The organism is Billgrantia sp. C5P2 (genome assembly GCF_051062895.2).
On sequence record NZ_CM128542.1, the window covers coordinates 2,934,847 to 2,953,994 of the forward strand.

The window sequence follows — 19,148 nt, forward strand, 5'->3', positions numbered from 1 at the left end:
GCTAGGCCGGCTCGAGCTCCCGTTCGTCCTGGCACTGCCTCGCGGCGTCAGGCGCTTCAGCCACCCCCCACTCCTCGACACCGAGCCATGGCGCACTCAACGGCTGCGCCCCAGCCTGAGTGGCCAGCGTAGCGGGCAACACGAAGCGCTTGGCTTGCTCCTGCATGTACAACGCTTGGGCTTCGAGTTCCCTGGCACCGTCGGCGGCCTGATTCACCCTCAGGCTGCACTCACGGGTTGCACCCTCCATCTGGCTCATGGCCCGGTTCACCTCCTCGAGACCTAGGCGCTGCTCGCCGGAGGCCTGTACGACCTGCTCCATGAGCCTATCCACCCTTTCGATGGCTTCGATGATGCCATGGGTGTGTTCGGCAGCCCGAACCGACAGGGAATTGCCCTCCGCAACGCTCGCCTGGGAAGCCTGGATGCGTTGCCGGATATCCCTCGCCGCATCGGCGCTGCGCAATGCCAGGGCGCGCACTTCGTTGGCCACCACGGCGAAACCCCTGCCCTGCTCGCCGGCACGCGCCGCCTCCACGGAGGCATTCAGGGCCAGGATATTGGTCTGGAAGGCGATCGACTCAATGACACCCACGATGCTGGCAATCTCATCGGAGCGGCCGTGGATCTCGTCCATGGTGGCAACGAAGCGGGTGATCACCTCCTCGCCTTCACGGGCACGCTGCGTGGCGGCATCGGCTGATTCCCCCACCCGCCGCGCATTGTCGGCGTTATTCGCCACCGCTGCCGTGAGCTGATCCAGGCTGGCGGCGGTCTGCTCCAGCGCCACCGCCTGCTGGCGGGTCTGCGCTGCCAGCGCCTGGTTGTGGCCTGCCATCTCGCGACTGCTCGAGTGGACACAGTCGCTGCCGCTACGCAGAAAGCCCACGGTCTCGATGAGCGAGTGCTGCATGGTGGCAAGCTCGGCATACAGTTGGCCGATCTCGTTGTGTCCCCGCGCTTCTATGGGAGCGGCGAGGTCGCCCCTGGCGATACGCTGGAAATGCTCGACGATGCGACGCAACGGCCGAATGACGTTGACCGTCACACCCCAGATGACTCCCGCCATCATCGCCCCTGCAGCGAGCAGGGCTGCCAGGATGGCCCAGGCCATCCAGTCTGCCAGACGCTCGAAGCGAAGCGTCAGCGCTTCGCCCTGCGCGGTCGACTCAACCAGGAAGGCATCGGCCGCCTCGACGAAGGCCGCGCTACTGTCCGTGATGCGGGACTGCCCGGAGCGGTATCCGGCATGATCGCCGTCTTCGAGCAGCAGCATCTGCAGCTTCAGGTTGTTGTTGACCAACGATTGGTAGCGATCCGCAAGCGCCTCGACATCCGACTCGCGCGGTTCGGCCACGGGAGTGGCGAGAAATGCCTGGAAAGCGAGCTCGGCCTCGGCCAGTTTTTCTCTGGCACGCTCCAGGATCGGCTCCGGCTGCTCGAAGGCCGGCGCGCGCATCAGTTCGGCGGCACGGTCCATGTCGAGTCGCGCCAGAAGCACATCGGTATAGGTGCGGTTCAGTGCGCCGGCCTGCTCCACGTTGAGCCGATTGAGCGTATCGAAGGCATCGCGACTCATGTGATTGGAGGCCAGCCCCAGCCCTCCGGCTCCCAGAATCAGCACGCTGAAAGCCACCAGAACCAGCGTCCAGCTGCTCCGCACCGTCATGTCTTGGAATCGTTTCATAGGCTCCCCGCGCGTTGGTTGTCATCGGGCACGGCCACGAGGCTGCCCTGCGGGGTAAATTAGTAACAGGTGAAGATGACAGTTCGGGGAAGGCGAACAACATTCAAAGGCAACGGATGACAGGGGCAGAACAGGCGACAGGCGGCCTGTTCTGCCTTCTCATCGATCGTTCAACCGTAACGTCCGGTGATGTAGTCTTCGGCTTTCTTGGTGGCCGGGTTGGAAAACATCGTCTTGGTGTCGTTGTACTCGATGATCTCACCGAGGTGGAAGAATGCGGTGTAATCGGCCACCCGGGCCGCCTGCTGCATGTTGTGCGTCACCGTGACGATGGTGAACTGTCTTTTCAGCTTGTCCATCAGGTCCTCTATGGTGGCGGTGGAGATGGGATCCAGCGCCGAGGTCGGTTCGTCCATCAGGATCACGTCGGGCTGCACGGCAATGGCGCGGGCGATGCACAGGCGCTGCTGCTGCCCCCCGGAAAGCGACGTACCCGGCTGATGCAGCTTGTCCTTGACCTCTTCCCATAGACCGGCGTCACGCAGGGCCCGCTCCACCAGTTCGTCCTGCTCGGCCTTGCGCCCGACCAGGTCGTGCATGCGCGGCGCATAGGCGATGTTCTCGTAGATCGACTTGGGAAAAGGGTTGGGTTTCTGGAACACCATGCCCACGCGACGACGCAGCGCCACCTCGTCCATCTTCCGGGCGTTGACGTCGCGACCGTCCATTTCCACCAGCCCCTCGACCCGTACGCCGGGAATCAGATCGTTCATGCGGTTGAGGCAACGCAGGAAGGTCGACTTGCCACAGCCCGATGGGCCGATCAATGCCGTGACATTCTTCTGATAGAGGTCGATATTGAGGCTTTTCAGCGCCTGGGTGTCGCCATACCAGAGGCTTAGATCACGCACGCGGATGCTCAAGTCATGGTTGGCATCCCGGTTGCGCGTCACCGGCTGGCCGGTCTGGGGTCGAGACATGGGGGTAGTACTCCGCTCGGAAACTTTGATGTTCATCGATTCGGGACCTCGGTTAGCCTACCAGCGGCGTTCGAATTTCTTGCGCAGGATGACCGCACTGGCATTGAGGAAAATCAGGATGGTCAACAGCACCAGGATGCCGCCCGCGGTCTTCTCGACGAAGGCGCGCTCCGGTTCGCCGGCCCAGGTGAAAATCTGCGCCGGCAGCACGGTCGCCGCCTGGGTGAACGAAGCCGATACGTCGGGAATGAAGGCGACCATGCCGACGATGATCAACGGCGCCGTTTCGCCCATGGCCTGAGCCAGGCCGATGATCGAGCCGGTCATGATGCCCGGCATGGCCAGCGGCAGCACGTGGTCGCGCACCACCTGCCAGCGCGAGCAACCGACGCCGAAGGCGGCATGGCGAATCGAGTCGGGTACGCTGCGCAGCGCCGTACGGGTGGCGATGATGATTACCGGCAGCGTCATCAGCGCCAACGTCATGCCACCCACCAGCGGCGAGGAGCGCGGCACACCGAAGAAGTTGATGAAGATCGCCAGGCCCAGCAAGCCGAACAGGATCGAGGGGATCGCCGCCAGGTTGTTGATATTGATTTCGATGAACTGGGTCAGGCGGTTGTCAGGTGCGAATTCCTCGAGATAGACCGCGGTCATGACGCCGATAGGAAACGCGATGGCGAGTGTCACCAGCATCGTCATCACCGTACCCACCGCGGCGGCGAGTATGCCCGCGCTCTCGGCCATCTTGGAGTCGCCGCGTGAGAAGAAGGTCGTATTGAAGCGCAGCTCCAGACGACCGGCCTCGGCCAGTTCGTCGACAACGGCCCGTTCGTTGTCGCGCAGTTTGCTGGCATGCCCCTTCAGATACTGATCCACCTGGCCGTTGGCCAGCACCCAGCGGGTCTCGCTGGTCCCCAGCAGTTCCGGCTCCTCGCGGATCATGCGCGGGATGAGGCGCTCGAAGGTGCGACTGACCAGCTTGGCCACCTCCGGGTCCATGGCGGCGCGTCCCATGCGGCTCGCCTCCTCGGTGTACTCCAGTTCGACCTGAATGTAGGCCTGCTGGAATGCCGGCAGCCCCTTGTTCAGCATGTCGGCGAAGAACAGCACCAGGAACAGGCCTGCCAAGCCCAGCGCGCCCATGGAAATCCACTTCAGCCGCGCCGACCTGCGGTGACGCTTCTTCAGCTGAGAGCTGATGACGTCGAATGATTGGCTCATCAGATCGTTTCCTCGGCGTTACAGGTTATTGACACGATACTTGGCGCGGAAGCGGCGGATCATGATCACCGAAACCAGGTTCAGGCTCAGGGTGACGGCGAACAGCACCAGCCCCAGGGCGAAGGCCGAGAGCGTCTCGGCGCTCTCGAACTCCAGATCGCCGGTCAGGGCGGCCACGATGCGCACCGTCACGGTGGTCATGTCCTCGAGCGGGTTGGCCGTGAGATTGGGTCGCATGCCGGCCGCCATCACTACGATCATGGTCTCGCCCAGCGCTCGCGACACCGCCAGCAGAGAGGCGGAAATGATTCCCGGTAGAGCGGCGGGTATGACCACGTCGCGAATCGTTTCACCCTTGGTCATACCCAGCGCCAGCGATCCCTGCCGCATGCTGTCGGGCACCGAATTGATCACGTCGTCGGAGAGCGACGAGATGAAGGGAATGATCATGATGCCCATCACTACGCCCGGCGCCACGGCGTTGTTGTAGGAAGCGTCCAGACCGAAGAAACCGGCTATGTTGACGATGATCGGCGCCACGGTAATGGCGGCGAAGAAGCCATAGACCACGGTGGGAATGCCCGCCAACACCTCCAGGGTCGGTTTGGCCAGGGTGCGCACTCGCGGCGGGGCGAATTCCGACATGTAGATCGCCGAAAGCAGACCGACAGGGATGGCCACCAACATGGCGATGGCGGTGATCATGAAAGTACCGGCAAACAGCGGTACCGAACCGAACTGGGCGGCGCTGCCACCCTCCCCTGCACGGCCGGCCGCGGCCAGGAAACTGGCGCCCGGGTTCCATACGGTGCCGGTGATGAATTCCCAGAAACTGTGCATCTGGAAGAAACGCAGCGCCTCGAAGACGATGGAGAACAGGATACCGAAGGTGGTGAAAATCGAGATCAGCGCGGCACCCACCAGCAGCCAGCGGATCACTTGCTCGATTGCCTGGCGCGCATGGAAATCGGGTCTGATACAGGCCATGCCCACGATGGCGCCAACGGCGGCCACCGCCAGACTACCGGCCAATAGCAGCAAGGTGGGAATCTCGGCACCCAGCAGCAGCATGACGAAAGCACCGACGGCGCTGACCAGCAGGGCCGGGCCGGCGGTAGCGACCACCGTGAACCAGGCATACTGGTCGGGCTGGGCATACATGGCCTGGCCCGAGGCCCGAACCCGCGCGGCCTTGGCCCGGCCCAGCATGAAGGCGATCAGGCCAAGCAGTAGCAGGCCGCCAATGAAGAGGGTCAGAAGTTGGTTGGTCTGCATGTCTCTCTCTCGGGTGATACGACGGCAGGTCAGTTGCCGGAACGCGCGACGGCCGACAGCCTGAGGCTGCCGGCCGACAAGGCCTCCCTGCCCGCTTCCGTGCTCAATTCAGGTCGGAAACCTGCAGGCCGGTACGCTCCTCCACCTTCTGGCGGGTCGCCTCACGCTCACTCTCGGGCAGCGGGATCAGACCGATGTCCGCCAAGTAGCCACCCTCGCCGATCATCTCTTCCGACACGAACATCTCGACGTAGTCGTACAGTGGCGGCACTTCTTCGGCATGCTGATTCTTGACGTAGAAGAACAGTGAGCGAGCGATCGGGTAGTCACCGGCGCTGATGGCTTCGGATTCCGCCTCTACGCCATCGATGCTGGCAGCGATCAAGGCGTCCGGGTTCTCGACCAGGAAGGAGTAACCGAAGATACCGAAGGCCTTAGTGTCCTCGGTGAGCCGCTGAACGATTAGATTGTCGTTCTCACCGGCATCAATGTAGGCGCCATCGGCGCGAATCTCGGTATAGGCCTCGTCACCATATTCCTCGAACTCCTCTGAGGCGGCCTCCATGACCAGCTCTTCGAAGGCGTCACGGGTTCCCGAGGTGCTGGGCGGACCGTAGATGGAGATCTCGCGATCCGGTAGCGAGGCGTCGATGTCGCTCCACTTCTCGTAGGGGTTGTCGACCAGTTCGCCGTCGACCGGCACCTTGGCGGCAACGGCAAGGAACAGCTGCTCGAGGCTCAGATCCAGCGCTTCGTTCGAACTGGACTGAGCGAAGACGATGCCATCAGAGCCGATCTTCACCTCGGTTACGTCGGTCACGCCGTTCTCTTCGCACCGCTCGAGTTCGGAAGACTTGATGCGGCGCGAGGCGTTGGAAATGTCCGGAGTGCCCTCGCCCACACCGTTGCAGAACAGGCGAATACCACCACCGGAACCGGTCGACTCGATCACCGGCGTCGGGTAGTCGGTGACGGCACCGAACTCTTCCGTCACGTAGCTGGCAAACGGGTAGACGGTGCTGGAGCCGACGATGCGGATCTGATCGCGAGCCTGTGCGACGCCCACCACGCCCATTACTGCAGCGGCGACGATAGTTGTCTTGAAGGCACGGCTCTTGAGGGTGCGGTTCATGCGAGTCACTCCTGTCGATGAGAAAGGTTTCTAGCCTTTGCACGGCATACGATGCCGCAGCTCCATGACAGCTTCGTGACAATGTGACCGTTCTTTATCGCTGCGTCAGATCAGCAGGCCCAGCGCGGCCAGCGTACACAGCGCCAATGACGCACCTTGCAGCCGCCGGCGGTCGAGGCGATGCGCCACGCGATTGGCAAGAGCGCTGCCGAGCAGCACGGACGGCAGCAAGGTCAGCGCCAGCCCCAGGTGCCACAGGCGCACCTGCCCGGCCAGCGCCAGGGTGCCAAGGGTCAGGCTCGAGGTGATCAGGAAGAATGCCGCCAGGTTCCCGCGCAGCCGATCCGGCGTCAGCCCGTGCATCAGCAGGACCATGGGCGGGCCACCAATGGCGGCCACGGTCCCGAAGATGCCCGACAGCACACCGGCGCCGAACAGGCTGATACGGTTGACCGGCAGGCGCAATCGGAACAGCGTCACCGCCACGGCGAACAGCACGCTGGCGGCGATCAGCTTCTCCAGCACCGCCAAGGGTGCCGCGAGCAGCAGCCACAGCCCCAGGCCGTTACCGGGCAACCGTCCTGCCAGCGCCATTCCGAGCTCGGCGATGCGCACCTCATGGCGATAATGCCGCATCATCAACAGCGATACGGTGAAGCCGAACAGCACCAGAACCACCGGAACCAGTCGTGGCTCGATCAGCAGCAACAGGGGTGCGCCCACTACCGCCAGACCGAACCCGGTGGCACGCTGCACGAAGGCTCCCAGCGCGAGTACCAGGGCACAGCCCAGCCAGGCGCCGAGCGACATGTCGACCCACTGCAGCCAAGCCTCAGGCATGCTCAGCCCGGGCAGACAGCAGGCGCAACCCCAGGTTGCCTGCCAGCGACGCTCCCAGCATGGTGGCCACCATGGGCCAGGCACTGTCGATCTGGAAGGCACCCACCAGCACACCGGCCAGCGCCCCGCAGGAGAACTGGATGCTGCCTTGCAGGGCCGCTGCCGTGGCGCTCATGTGATGAAAGTGGTCCAGTAGCGAGGAGATGGCGTTGGGGGCTACCAGGCCGATGGTGCCGGCAAACAACATGATCAGCGGCACCATCGTCCACAGCGATTCCAGTCCTGTGGCGACCAGCAGGGCGAGACCGGCCGCCGCCGCCAGTTGGATGGCCAATCCCAGGCGCAGATTCTGCTGCGGACTGCGCCGACGCAGCAGGCGGATATTGAGGCGATTGGAGGCCGCCATGGTCACCACGTTGACGCCGAACAGCACCGGATAGAGCCCCGGACTCAGCCCGTAGTGTTCCAGGTAGAGGAAAGGCGAGGCGGTGATGAAGGCGAACAAACCGGCAAAGGACATGGAAGCCGCACACACATAGCCCATGGCCTCGCGGTGTCGCAACACGCTGGCGTAATTACCCAGCATCTGTCGCGGCGAGGCGGCAGCTGCCCCTGGCGCCCGTGTCTCAGGCAGTTGCGTGCCCATCAGCCACATCAGGAAGGCAGCATAAACGGCCAGGAAGACGAAAATCAGCCACCAGTCGCCCATGTAGAGCAGACCGCTGCCCACTACTGGAGCCACCAGCGGCGCCAGCAGCATGATGATTGCCATGGTCGACATCACCTTGGCGGCTTCCCTACCGCTGAAGCAGTCCCGCACGATGGCCGCCGAATTGACCACCGTGGCCCCTCCGCCCAGCGCCTGCACGAAACGCCAGGCCAGCAATTCCGGCAATGAGTCGACGGTCGTGATCACCAGGCTAGCCAGGAGGAAAGCCACCAGGCCACCCAATAGTACCGGCTTGCGCCCCACCCGGTCTGAAAGCGGCCCGAACAGCAGCTGGCCTAGGGCGAAACCGGCCAGGAAAGTGCTCAAGGAGAGTTCGGTATGGTGGATGCTGGCGCCGATGCTATCGGCCAGTGCCGACATGGCGGGGAGGTAGGCATCGATGGCGAAAGGCGCCAGTGCCGTGTTGGTGGCCACCAACACGGCAACGCGTCGGGGAGTGAGAGCCAAGTTAACTCCGTTGCGACCTCGGTAAGAAAAAGCTAGGAGGCTAATCATAGCGCAACTCATGTCCTGCTGCTTGGTCCCCGCGTCTGTTCGCCTTCACGTCCAGTTGATAAAGTGGCCCGATACCGACCCTCAGGAGAGACTGCAATGGCAGAGGACCTGCTTAGCCAACTCAAGACGATGAGCACCGTGGTAGCCGACACCGGTGACATCGATGCCATCCGTCGTTTTCAGCCCACCGACGCCACCACCAACCCCTCGCTGATCCTGCAGGCCGCACAGCATGAGGGCCGTCGCGAGCGGCTGGCGGAAATCGCCCGTCAGGCCACCGATATCGACGATGCCCTGGATGCCGTCGCCGTCGAGATCGGCAGCGAGATCAGCAGCCTCGTGCCCGGCTTCGTCTCCACCGAAGTCAGCGCCCGGCTATCCTTCGATACCGAGGCGACCCTGGCCCGGGCACGCTCGTTGATCGAGCGTTACGATCAGCGCGGCATCGGTCCCGAGCGCATCCTGATCAAGATCGCCTCGACCTGGGAAGGTATCCGCGCCGCTCGCCAGCTGGAGCGCGAGGGCATCCACTGCAACCTGACCCTGCTGTTCAGCTTCGCCCAGGCACAGGCCTGTGCCGATGCCGGCGTCACGCTGGTCTCGCCCTTCGTCGGGCGCATTCTCGACTGGCACCGGGCGGAGTGGCCGGATGCCGATTTCAGCGGCGACAACGATCCCGGGGTCAAGTCGGTCCGACGCATCTACGAGCACTACAAGGGCCACGGCTACAAGACCATCGTGATGGGGGCCAGCTTCCGCAATGTCGGGGAGATCCTGTCGCTGGCCGGCTGCGATCGCCTGACCATTTCCCCGACCCTGCTGGGCGAACTGGCCGAAAGCCATGAGCGGCTCGAACGCCGGCTGAGCCCGGCCGACGCCGAAACCTCGCCGCCGGAGCCCCAGGACGAGGCGGAATTCCGCTGGGAAATGAACGAGGATGCCATGGCCACGGAGAAGCTGGCCGAAGGCATACGCAAGTTCGCCGCCGATCAGCGCAAGCTGGAAAAGCTGCTGGGCGAATTACGCCAATAACGATAAGCGGCAATCACTCAGGCAGCAGGTGTGGCACCACGCCTGCTGAAGCAGGTAACCAGGCAAGCTAGTGCTTGTCGGTGTGGGGGCTCTCCTGCGCCTCCAGCATCTCGACCAGCGGCTGGAACTCTTCCCGGTTGTGCTCGCTCATGCGCATCAGGATGCGATGCGCCTCGAGGATGCGCTTGCGCATCTCTTCCATGTCGGCCGGGATCTCGGGCAGGTCGCTGAGTTCGCTGGTCTCGGTGAGCGGTGCCTCCACCATGGAGAAATACTGGGCAAAACCCATGACCTCGAGCATGCGTTGCACGTCGGGGTTGTTCACCACGATGGTCGGCTTGTAGAGGATCCTGTCCTTGACCGCCATGGCGACCTTGGCCAGGAAGCCCAGAGCGGTGGAGTCCACGTTGGTGGCCTCGCGCAGATCGATGATCAGGGATTGCAGGCCCGGTGTACGGGCGAGTTGCTGGGCCTGGGTATCCAGCGTCGCGCACAGCGTCAAGCGTACGTCGCCGCACAGCTTGAGCACGAACACACCAGAGTCGAACGCCGCCTGGACGCGGCCTTCATTCGTGATCATTGCCAAATCCGCTCAACACCATGATCGTCAGGTCATCGGGCAGTTCCTGTCCGCCGTCATCCCCTTCGGCATCGATGTCCTGGGGGGTGTCCAGCATCAGGCTGTCGCGAAGCCGCTCCAACGTCGTACAGGTCAGCACTCGTTGCTCGAGTTCCCTGAGCCGCGCGTCGAGCGTCTCGCCCGGCAGGCACTCCAATATTCCATCCGAACAGAACCATAACCGGAAATTCGGCGGCAACCTATACCTCAAACGTGGATACTCCACACCGGGAAACAGGCCCACCGGCATACCCTCTCCGGGCAACTCCAGCACTTCTCCATCGGCCACCAGCAGCGGCTTCGGCAATTGCGCGCCAAGCGAATAGTGAAGCTCATGGGTCTGCTGGTCAATGACACCAACGAACAGCGTGGCATGCTTGCCTATCCCGGCGTCCAGCAGTTCACGGTTGAGCGACGCCAGCCAGCGCGCCGGCAGTTCCTCCGGCTGGCTGGCATCCCAGTCGCCCAGCCAGCCATTGAACAGGTACTTGAGCAGGACAGTGACGAACGCGGACGAGGCCCCGTGGCCCGACACATCGGCAAAATAGAACAGCGTATAACGCTCGTCAAAGCGCTGGAAATCGAGGAAATCCCCCGACAGGTAGAGCGACGGGATCAGCCAGTAGTCGCAGGTCACCCCACCAATGGTCTGCGGATGGGGCGGCAGCAGCTTGCGCTGGATCTGGCCGCCCGCCTGCTGGTCGAGTCGCAGCAGCGCCAAATGCGTTTCCAGGCTCTCGTTGAGCTCCTCGAGATGCGCATTGAGCTGGGCGAGGCGCTCGCGGTCATGCTTGCGCTCATCCTCCAGTTGCCGCAATTCGATCGCCTTGCGGATCATTCGCCGCAGCAATGGCCCATGACGCATGGGCTCGACGACATAGTCCACCAGCCCCACGTCTACCGCCGTAAGCAGGTCGGCGTCGAGGCGTGAATCGCTGACCACGACGGTCGGCAAACGCTCCGTCAGGCTCGACCACGCCAGGCTGGGAATGGCCTGGGCATGGGCCACGACCAGAACCGTCTCCGCCGGCAGGTCCTCGAGGCGCTCTGCCGCGAACACGGCCAGACCGTCGCGGGCGATGGTATCGGCCAAGGCGTCGCGATAGGCGCCGGGCTCGTCGAGTAAGCCGATCAACGGCTTGGGTGCATCCATCGGCTCAGGCCTCAATCGGCGAAGTCGGCATCGTCGAAGTCGGCATCGTCGAAATCGAATTCGAATTCGTCGCTGGCAAAGGGGTCTTCTCCCAGTTCGCCGTCCGTGACCTCGAAGCGACGGCGCTGCAGATACGCATCGCGAATGAAGACATAGCGGTCTCCGCGGATCAACTCCTCCTGGTCGAGAAAACCGGCGCGGACGTCGACGATCCGCAGCGCGGTCAGGCCATAGCGCACCTTGTCATCCTCGACGTAAGTCAAAGGATAGGTGTACATGTCCAGCGGCAAGCCGGAGGTGTCCCGCACCGTGCTGGGCCCCAGCAGAGGCAACACCAGGTAGGGCCCCTCGCCCACGCCCCACGCACCCAGGGTCTGGCCGAAATCCTCCTCCTCGGCGGTAATGCCCATGTGGGTGGCGAAATCCCATAGGCCGGCGATGCCCACCGTCGAATTGATCAGGAAGCGCGAGGTGGAAAGCCCGGCATTGGCGGGCTTGCCCTGCAGCAGGCTGTTGAGTGCGGTACGGATCTCGCCAAGGTTGGAAAAGAAATTGCCGACACCGGTCTGCACCGGTTGCGGAGTCACGGCACGATAGCCACGTGCAACCGGCTTGAGCACGGTCCGATCGATTGCCTCGTTGAAGGAGAACACCCGGCGATTGAAGCCCTCCCAAGGGTCATCGGGGTGGCGATCCTCCACCGCCACTTGCCCGGCACAACCCGCCAGCATGGCCATTGCCGCCAGGGCGACCAGGACGCGGGTGAGAAAGCCGGTCTGCTTCACAGCCATCGGATATGTCTCCTCATGGTGTTGGCGTGAGCTGATGCATCATGATCGACGCACCACAACGCAGCCGGCACTGTACCCGGCACCGAACGAGCAGACCACCCCAACGTTACCTGGCACCAGGTCGGCATGGTGCAGATGGAAAGCAATGATCGAGCCCGCCGAGCTGGTATTGGCATAGCGGTCGAGGATGATCGGCGCCTGTCCGGACTCGGGATCATGACCCAGCACTCGCCGAGCGATCAGGTCGTTCATGTGATGGTTGGCCTGGTGCAGCCACAGCCGCGAGAGGTCGCTGCCGGAAAGCTCGAGGCTGGCCAGGTGGTCGTTTATCAATGCCGCCACCATGGGGCAGACTTCCTTGAAGACGCGGCGCCCTTCCTGCACGAACAGCTTGTCGCTGGCCAGGGGGTCGCTGTCGGTGACCCGATTGAGGAAGCCGGCATTGTTGCGGATGGCATTGGAGAAGCGTGTGGCCAGGCGCGTGCCGAGGATCTCGAAGCGAATCTCGGCCGTGGCCAGCTCGGCATCTTCCAGCACGAGGGCGGTACAGGCGTCACCGAAGATGAAGTGGCTATCGCGATCGCGGAAGTTGAGGTGGGCCGAGCAGATCTCTGGGTTCACCACCAGGGCGCGCCGGATGTTGCCGCCACGGATGGCGCTGGCCGCCAGGTCGATGGCGAAGGTCGCCGAACTGCAGGCCACGTTCATGTCGAAAGCATGCCCTTTGGTTCCCAGCAGCGCCTGCAACTCTACCGCCACCGCCGGGTAGGCCCGCTCCAGGTTGGAGCAGGCAACGATCACCATATCGATGTCACCGGCCTCGACGCCTGCCGCATCCATGGCCTGCCGTGCGGCGGCAAGGCCCATTTCGCACTGGATCGAGGGCTCGTCGTTGCTGCGTTGCGGCAGACGCGGGCGCATGCGCGTGGGGTCCAGGATGCCTTCGGCATCCAGCACGTAGCGACTGTGGATACCGGACGCCTTGACGATGAACTCGCTGCTCGAGTGCTGGAGCGGTTCGCGCCCTCCGGCCTCGATAGCGGCGGCATGGCGGGCATTCTCGGCATCCACCCAGGCATTGAACGAGGCTACCAGGGCATCGTTATCGATGGCGTGTTCCGGCGTGAAGAGTCCCGTACCGGTAATCACGACGTCTGTCATCATCATCTCCCTCGTGCGGCCTCAGGCCGCTGACTGTACGTCGGCGAACCGACGCCTCATATCTCTTATCGGCGCGGCGCGGTCACGCTTGACCGTGTCCCACCAGCTCCGCCCAGCGGCGTTCGAGGCGCTTGACCGAGACCGGCATGCGGGTGCCGAGCTGCTGGGCGAACAGCGACACCCGCAGCTCCTCGATCCACCAGCCGAATTCCACCAGCTCGGGGTCCTCGTGCCCGCCCCGACGCTGGTTCTCGCGCCGCGCCGCCAGGCGCGCCTCGAAGTCCTGGACTTCCTGCATGTGCATCTGGTCGCGCATGCGCTCGCGCGGTGCCTTCTCCAGCCGAATCGCAGCCGCTTCCATGTAGCGTGGATATTCCTCGAGCCACTCACCCGCCTCGAGCACGAAGCCGGGGTGCACAAGCCGCTGCATCTGGGCCTTGATATCGCTGTAAACCAGCGCCAACGCCAGGTTCAGGTTGCCCTTCAGCGCCTTGGTTACCGCCAGGTGCCCCTCCAGGGCCTTCTTGAGCGTTGCCACCAGCATCTCGGCACTGGGTACCAGTTCAGCGCGCGTCGCCTCGAGCCGTGCCGACAGCTCCGCGGCGGAACGCGGCAGTGGCGCCTGCGCCACGGTGCGAGCGAAGGCCGCCTCGACCACATCTTCGACCAGCGCCTGCTTGCTGCCCACCTTGGTGAACAGCAGGGCGCAGGCATCGAGCCCCTTGGTCTGCCGGATCGCGCGCACCTGGTCGGGAAGGCGCGCCATGGCCAAGCGCACCACGCCCCGGCGGTGGGCCTGCTCGGCCTTGCCGGGATGATCGAACAGCTCGACACGAAACTCCTCGCCTTCGGGCACCAATGCCGGATAGGCTTCGACGCGGATGCCGGCCTGGGTCGTCACCCGCGACTCCGGCAGCGCCGTCTCTGGCAGGTCGGTCACGCTGGGGGCATCGCTGACCTCGACGGCCAGCGCCCGGGCCCCTGCGCCCGCCGCCGCCTCGAAGCGCCGCTCGAGCTCGCGCACGTCGCGCCCCTGCCCCAGTTCGTGCCCCTCGTGATCGATGACGCGTACGTTCATGACCAGGTGCGGCTCGAGCTGGTCGCTGCGCCAGTCGTCCGCATGCAAGCGGACCCCGGTGCGTCGACGCAGGAACTCGGCCAGCGCCTCGGTGAGAGGCACGTCATCGGGCGTGACCGTCTCCAGCGCCGCATCGACCCAATCGGGGATAGGTACTACCTGGCGGCGAATCGACTTGGGTAGCGACTTGAGCAGTGCGATACACTTGTCGCGCAACAGCCCCGGCACCAGCCACTCGAGCCGCGCCCGGGGCAACTGGGGCAGCATGGCCGCAGGCACCGTCAGCGTCACGCCATCGTCGGGGGCACCGGGCTCGAAACGATAGCTGAGCGGATAGCGCACCCCACCCAGCACCAACTCGTCGGGATACTGCTCCTGCGTGACTTCCTCGGCCTCGCGGGCCAGCAACGCGGCCCGATCGAACTTGAGGATGCCGGGAACCTCGGCTTCGGCTTTCCGTCGCCAGGCCTCGAAACCCTTGCCGTTGACGATATCCTCGGGAATGCGCTCGTCGTAGAAGGCGAACAGCGTCTCCTCGTCGACCAGGATGTCGCGCTTGCGGGCACGATCCTCGAGCTCCTCCACCTCGGCTATCAGAGCGCGATTGTAGTCGAAGAATTCGCCCTTGGTACGAAATTCCCCTTCGACCAGGGCGCGACGGATAAACAGTTCGCGTGCCTCGCGCGGGGCGATCGGCCCGTAATGCACGCTGCGCCCCGAGACGATAGGCAGGCCGAACAGGGTGACCTGTTCCTTGGCCACCACTTGGGCACGCTTCATCTCCCAGTGCGGCTCGCTATAGCTGCGCTTGGCCAAGTGCCCTGCCACAGGTTCGATCCACTGCGGCTCGATCTTGGCCACCGTGCGCGCGAACAAGCGGGTGGTCTCCACCAGCTCGAATGCCATCATCCACTTCGGCGACTTCTTGGCCAGGCCCGAGCCAGGGTGGATGACGAATTTGCGATTGCGCGCGCCCAGGTATTCACGGTTCTCGGTAAGCATCCCCAAGTGCGAGAGCAGCCCCGGCAGCAGCGCCTTGTGCAGTTGCACGGCATTCTGTCGACGCGCCTGTTCTCGAATCTGGTCTTGCCCTTCTCCCGCCGGAGGCAGGGCCATCGGGGCCGGCACCTCGATCTCCATCTCGCGCAGCAACTGGCGCAGCTGACGGAAGGTATCGTGCCATTCGCGCAAGCGCAGGTAGTTGAGGTAGTGCTCCTTGCACCAGCGCCGCAGGCGGTTACCCGAGAGTTCGTCGCGCGCCGCTTCGAAGCCGCGCCACAGGTTGAGCAGCGCGACGAAATCGGAATCGGGATCCTGCCAACGCCGATGGGCCTGATCGGCGGCCTCGCGCTTATCCGACGGGCGGTCGCGGGGGTCCTGCACCGCCAGCGCCGAGACCACGATCAGCACCTCGCGCAGCCCACCCTGCTCGGCGCCTGCCAGCACCATGCGAGCCAGGCGCGGGTCGATGGGCAGCCGGGCCAACTTGCGTCCGACCGGGGTCAGACGGTCGGTCGCATCCACCGCGCCGAGCTCGAACAACAGGCGGAAGCCATCCTTGATGAAACGTGAATCGGGTGGGTCGACGAAGGGGAAACGCTCGATATCGCCGAGCCCCAGCGACAGCATCGACAGGATCACCGACGCCAGGTTGGTACGGCGGATCTCGGGGTCGGTGAACTCGGGCCGGGAGAGGAAATCCTCCTCGTCGTAGAGGCGAATGCAGACCCCTTCCGCCACCCGCCCACAGCGGCCCTTGCGCTGGTCGGCGCTGGCCCGGCTGACCGGCTCCACCGGCAGGCGCTGGATCTTGGACCGGTAGCTGTAGCGGCTGATGCGCACCAGTCCGGGGTCGATCACGTAGCGGATACCGGGCACCGTGAGCGAGGTCTCGGCGACATTGGTGGCCAGCACGATGCGCCGCCCTGTGTGCGGTGCGAAAACGCGGTTCTGCTCGGCGTTGGAGAGCCGCGCATAGAGTGGCAGGATCTCGGTGCCCTTGAGATCGGCGCGGCGCAGGATATCGGCGGCTTCACGGATCTCGCGCTCGCCGGGCAGGAAAACGAGAACGTCTCGCGGCCCGTGGAACCAGCGCTTGTCGCGCTCGATCCGCTCGATCTCCTCCACCGCGTGGAGTATTCCTTCCTGCAGGGTACGGTCGGCTTCGTCGTCGGCCTCTCGCGCCAGCGGCCGGTAGCGCACTTCCACTGGATAGGTGCGCCCCGACACCGCTACAACCGGAGCGGGCATCGGCTCGCCGTCCGCCCCGGGCAGGGAGAAATGACGCGCGAAACGCTCCACGTCGATGGTTGCCGAGGTGATGATCAGCTTGAGGTCGGGGCGTCGCGACAGCAGTCGCTTGAGATAGCCGAGCAGGAAGTCGATATTGAGACTGCGCTCGTGCGCCTCGTCGATGATGATCGCCTCGTAGCGCGACAGCTCGGGGTCGTGGCGGGTCTCGGCCAGCAGGATGCCGTCGGTCATCAGCTTGACCAGCGTATCGTCGCCGGTTTGATCAGTGAAGCGCACCTGGTAGCCCACCTGCTCGCCCAGCGGCACCTCGAGCTCCTCGGCCAGGCGCGTGGCAACCGAGCGCGCCGCGAGGCGACGTGGCTGGGTATGGCCGATCAGGCCGCGGCGCCCCAGGCCTAGCTCCAGGCACAGCTTGGGCAATTGGGTGGTCTTGCCGGAGCCGGTCTCGCCGGCCACCACCACCACCTGGTGTTCGCGCAGCGCGGCGAGGATGTCCTCGCGGCGCTCGGCCACCGGCAGCTCGGGGGGATAGTTCAAGGTCACCGGCTGGGCGCCGCGCCTTGCCGCCAGCGCTGCGGAACTCGCGACGCTGCGTGCCACCTCGGCCAGCCCGCGATCCACCGGCTTGCCCTCGTGGGCACGACGGCGCAGCCCGTTCAGCCTACGCGCCAGCACATCTCGATCGCGCAGCATGACCTCGCCCAAGGCGCCCTCCAAGCGCTCCAGCTCTGTCCTGTCGGCGACATTGGCGAAACCAGTTCGGGTTGCTGTGCTCACGACACTCCTCTTACCAAGAAAGACCTGCCCGCTCCGGAAAGCCGGAACGGGCAGGTCATTGTAGCGCCGCGGGTCTAAGATCGGCCAATTAGCGAGGCCTACTTTTCGCCCTGCTCGTCGCGCAGCTGGCGCCGCAGCACCTTGCCGACGTTGGTCTTCGGCAATTCGTCGCGGAATTCGACAAACCTGGGCACCTTGTAACCGGCCAACTGCGTCTTGCACCAATCACGCAGGCCCTGCTCGTCCAGGCTTTCATCCCGCTTGACCACGAACAGCTTGACCGCTTCGCCGCTATCCTCGTCGGGCACTCCCACCGCGGCCGATTCGACCACGCCCGGGTGCGCCGCGACGACATCCTCGATCTCGTTGGGATAGACGTTGAAGCCCGACACCAGGATCATGTCCTTCTTGCGGTCGACGATCCTGATGTAGCCGTCCTCCTGAAGGACGGCAATGTCGCCGGTATAAAACCAGCCATCTTCGGTCAGTACCTTGGCGGTCTCTTCGTCGAGGTTCCAGTACCCCTTCATTACCTGGGGGCCCCTCACGCAGAGTTCGCCCGGCTCGCCCAGCGGCTGGATGTTGCCCTCGTGATCCACGACCTTGACCGCCGTACCCGCCACCGGCTTGCCGATGGTACCGAGCTGGATGGCATCGACCGGGTTGAAGCTGACGATCGGCGAAGTCTCGGTCAGGCCGTAGCCCTCGGCGATGGGACAACCGGTGATTTCCTGCCAGCGACTGGCAGCCGCCTTGGTCAGCGCCATGCCCCCGGAGATGGTCAGATGCAGGCGGGAGAAGTCGAGTTTGCGGAAATCCTCGCGATTGCACAGCGCATTGAACAGAGTGTTGAGACCGATGAAGGCGGTGAACTTGACCTTCTGCAGCTCCTTGACGAAGTTGTCCAGGTCGCGCGGGTTGGTGATCAGGATCGAGTGGTTGCCGGTCTCCATCAGGAACAGACAGTTCACGGTGAAGGTATAGATGTGGTAGACCGGCAGCGGCGCGATCACCACCTCCTTGCCCTCGTCAAGCCCCGGGCCAATGGCCTCACGCGCCTGCAGCATGTTGGCTACCAGGTTGCAATGGGTGAGCATGGTGCCCTTGGGCATGCCGGTGGTCCCGCCGGTGTATTGCAACGCGGCGATGTCGTCGAGCCCGCGCTCCACCTCGCGGTGCTGGCGCGAGGCACCGTCCTTCAACGCCTTGCGGAAAGGCACCGCCATTGGCAGCGAGAAGGCCGGCACCATTTTCTTGACGTGCTTGACGACGGCATTGATCAGGAAGCGCTTGGGAAAACCGTGCAAGTCGCCGAGCTCGGTGACCAGAACGTGCTCGATGTCGGTGCGGTCGAGCACTTTCTCGAGCTTGCTTGCCATGTTGGCCAGGATCAGGATCGCCCGCGCGCCCGAATCCTTGAACTGGTGGGCCATTTCCCGCTCGGTGTAGAGAGGGTTGGTGTTGACCACTACCAGCCCGGCACGCAGCGCACCGAATACCGCCACCGGGAATTGCAGCACGTTGGGCAGCTGTATTGCTATGCGATCGCCTGGCTGCAGCCCGGTTTCGTGCTGCAGCCAGGCCGCAAAGTCGGCCGAGAGACGATCGAGTTCGCTGAAGGTGAGGGTCTGTCCCATGCAGGTGAACGCCGGATTGTCGGCAAAGCGTTTGACCGCTTCGTGGAAGACATCCATCAGCGAACGGTACTTCTCCATGCCTTCCAGCTCGGGACCGTTGAGAATACCGGCGTTGGCTTGCTCACTCATTGGCGCTATCTCCGTAGCATCGTCGCTTCGGTCGCTCACCCTCGACCTCGACGGTTCTTGTTCTGGCTAAACCCTAACGATATACCAGGCATCGCATCGTTGTAAAACAGTCGATTGAAACGACTGTTCAACCATTACCATTCCTGAACGAACGC

The 19,148-nt window shown here is 64.0% G+C and carries 14 protein-coding genes; 1 reads left to right on the forward strand and 13 read right to left on the reverse strand.

The features are described 5' to 3' along the window. Position 1: 1 nt before the first annotated feature. From ACRWQA_RS13575 to ACRWQA_RS13605, 7 genes are all read right to left on the reverse strand, one after another. Positions 2-1,687 carry a methyl-accepting chemotaxis protein gene (locus ACRWQA_RS13575; RefSeq protein WP_446326187.1) on the reverse strand — a complete coding sequence of 562 codons (1,686 nt, stop codon included), beginning with the start codon at positions 1,685-1,687 and terminating at the stop codon, positions 2-4. Between the two features lie 170 nt (positions 1,688-1,857). After that, positions 1,858-2,667: a phosphate ABC transporter ATP-binding protein PstB gene (gene pstB, locus ACRWQA_RS13580; RefSeq protein ID WP_412031198.1), complete on the reverse strand. Its 810-nt coding sequence runs from the start codon at positions 2,665-2,667 to the stop codon at positions 1,858-1,860. A gap of 57 nt (positions 2,668-2,724) precedes the next feature. Then, positions 2,725-3,891 (reverse strand): phosphate ABC transporter permease PstA, encoded by a 1,167-nt coding sequence (gene pstA / locus ACRWQA_RS13585; protein WP_263583372.1) that lies wholly within the window; start codon positions 3,889-3,891, stop codon positions 2,725-2,727. An 18-nt stretch (positions 3,892-3,909) separates the two neighbouring features. After that, complete coding sequence (gene pstC, locus ACRWQA_RS13590; protein WP_263583371.1) at positions 3,910-5,166, reverse strand: phosphate ABC transporter permease subunit PstC; 1,257 nt, start codon at positions 5,164-5,166, stop codon at positions 3,910-3,912. A gap of 103 nt (positions 5,167-5,269) precedes the next feature. Next, complete coding sequence (locus ACRWQA_RS13595; RefSeq protein ID WP_434229073.1) at positions 5,270-6,298, reverse strand: substrate-binding domain-containing protein; 1,029 nt, start codon at positions 6,296-6,298, stop codon at positions 5,270-5,272. 105 nt (positions 6,299-6,403) lie between these two features. Continuing rightward, positions 6,404-7,138 (reverse strand): sulfite exporter TauE/SafE family protein, encoded by a 735-nt coding sequence (locus ACRWQA_RS13600; RefSeq protein WP_263583369.1) that lies wholly within the window; start codon positions 7,136-7,138, stop codon positions 6,404-6,406. Further along, a complete protein-coding gene (locus tag ACRWQA_RS13605; RefSeq protein WP_263583368.1) occupies positions 7,131-8,315 on the reverse strand; it encodes a Bcr/CflA family multidrug efflux MFS transporter in 1,185 nt (394 codons plus the stop codon). Before ACRWQA_RS13605 ends, ACRWQA_RS13600 begins: the two co-directional genes overlap by 8 nt. A gap of 144 nt (positions 8,316-8,459) precedes the next feature. On the opposite strand from ACRWQA_RS13605, the gene tal reads away from it, so the two are divergent. After that, complete coding sequence (tal, locus tag ACRWQA_RS13610) at positions 8,460-9,395, forward strand: transaldolase (RefSeq protein WP_263583367.1); 936 nt, start codon at positions 8,460-8,462, stop codon at positions 9,393-9,395. Between the two features lie 67 nt (positions 9,396-9,462). Here the strand turns inward: tal and ACRWQA_RS13615 are convergent, their stop codons facing one another. The 6 genes from ACRWQA_RS13615 to ACRWQA_RS13640 all read right to left on the reverse strand — a co-directional run bounded on the left by ACRWQA_RS13615 (position 9,463) and on the right by ACRWQA_RS13640 (position 18,993). Beyond that, entirely contained in the window at positions 9,463-9,975 is a 513-nt protein-coding gene (locus ACRWQA_RS13615) for an STAS domain-containing protein (RefSeq protein WP_263583366.1), read from the reverse strand. Further along, positions 9,962-11,167: a PP2C family protein-serine/threonine phosphatase gene (locus ACRWQA_RS13620; protein ID WP_434229076.1), complete on the reverse strand. Its 1,206-nt coding sequence runs from the start codon at positions 11,165-11,167 to the stop codon at positions 9,962-9,964. Before ACRWQA_RS13620 ends, ACRWQA_RS13615 begins: the two co-directional genes overlap by 14 nt. 11 nt (positions 11,168-11,178) lie before the next feature. Then, positions 11,179-11,958 carry an MlaA family lipoprotein gene (locus ACRWQA_RS13625; RefSeq protein WP_434229078.1) on the reverse strand — a complete coding sequence of 260 codons (780 nt, stop codon included), beginning with the start codon at positions 11,956-11,958 and terminating at the stop codon, positions 11,179-11,181. A 39-nt stretch (positions 11,959-11,997) separates the two neighbouring features. Then, positions 11,998-13,119, reverse strand: a complete 1,122-nt coding sequence (locus ACRWQA_RS13630) for a beta-ketoacyl-ACP synthase III (protein WP_434229080.1) — start codon at positions 13,117-13,119, stop codon at positions 11,998-12,000. An 82-nt stretch (positions 13,120-13,201) separates the two neighbouring features. Further along, positions 13,202-17,227 (reverse strand): ATP-dependent RNA helicase HrpA, encoded by a 4,026-nt coding sequence (gene hrpA, locus ACRWQA_RS13635; RefSeq protein ID WP_434229082.1) that lies wholly within the window; start codon positions 17,225-17,227, stop codon positions 13,202-13,204. 98 nt (positions 17,228-17,325) lie between these two features. Further along, entirely contained in the window at positions 17,326-18,993 is a 1,668-nt protein-coding gene (locus ACRWQA_RS13640) for an AMP-binding protein (protein ID WP_263583361.1), read from the reverse strand. Positions 18,994-19,148 lie beyond the last annotated feature (155 nt).

Excerpts from the sequence above, each read along its gene's own strand:
- ACRWQA_RS13575 (WP_446326187.1), bottom strand. The coding sequence starts at position 1,687 with ATGAAACGATTCCAAGACATGACGGTGCGGAGCAGCTGGACGCTGGTT.
- pstB (WP_412031198.1), bottom strand. The coding sequence starts at position 2,667 with ATGTCTCGACCCCAGACCGGCCAGCCGGTGACGCGCAACCGGGATGCC.
- pstA (WP_263583372.1), bottom strand. The coding sequence starts at position 3,891 with ATGAGCCAATCATTCGACGTCATCAGCTCTCAGCTGAAGAAGCGTCAC.
- pstC (WP_263583371.1), bottom strand. The coding sequence starts at position 5,166 with ATGCAGACCAACCAACTTCTGACCCTCTTCATTGGCGGCCTGCTACTG.
- ACRWQA_RS13595 (WP_434229073.1), bottom strand. The coding sequence starts at position 6,298 with ATGAACCGCACCCTCAAGAGCCGTGCCTTCAAGACAACTATCGTCGCC.
- ACRWQA_RS13600 (WP_263583369.1), bottom strand. The coding sequence starts at position 7,138 with ATGCCTGAGGCTTGGCTGCAGTGGGTCGACATGTCGCTCGGCGCCTGG.
- tal (WP_263583367.1), top strand. The coding sequence starts at position 8,460 with ATGGCAGAGGACCTGCTTAGCCAACTCAAGACGATGAGCACCGTGGTA.
- ACRWQA_RS13615 (WP_263583366.1), bottom strand. The coding sequence starts at position 9,975 with ATGATCACGAATGAAGGCCGCGTCCAGGCGGCGTTCGACTCTGGTGTG.
- ACRWQA_RS13620 (WP_434229076.1), bottom strand. The coding sequence starts at position 11,167 with ATGGATGCACCCAAGCCGTTGATCGGCTTACTCGACGAGCCCGGCGCC.
- ACRWQA_RS13625 (WP_434229078.1), bottom strand. The coding sequence starts at position 11,958 with ATGGCTGTGAAGCAGACCGGCTTTCTCACCCGCGTCCTGGTCGCCCTG.
- ACRWQA_RS13630 (WP_434229080.1), bottom strand. The coding sequence starts at position 13,119 with ATGACAGACGTCGTGATTACCGGTACGGGACTCTTCACGCCGGAACAC.
- ACRWQA_RS13640 (WP_263583361.1), bottom strand. The coding sequence starts at position 18,993 with ATGAGTGAGCAAGCCAACGCCGGTATTCTCAACGGTCCCGAGCTGGAA.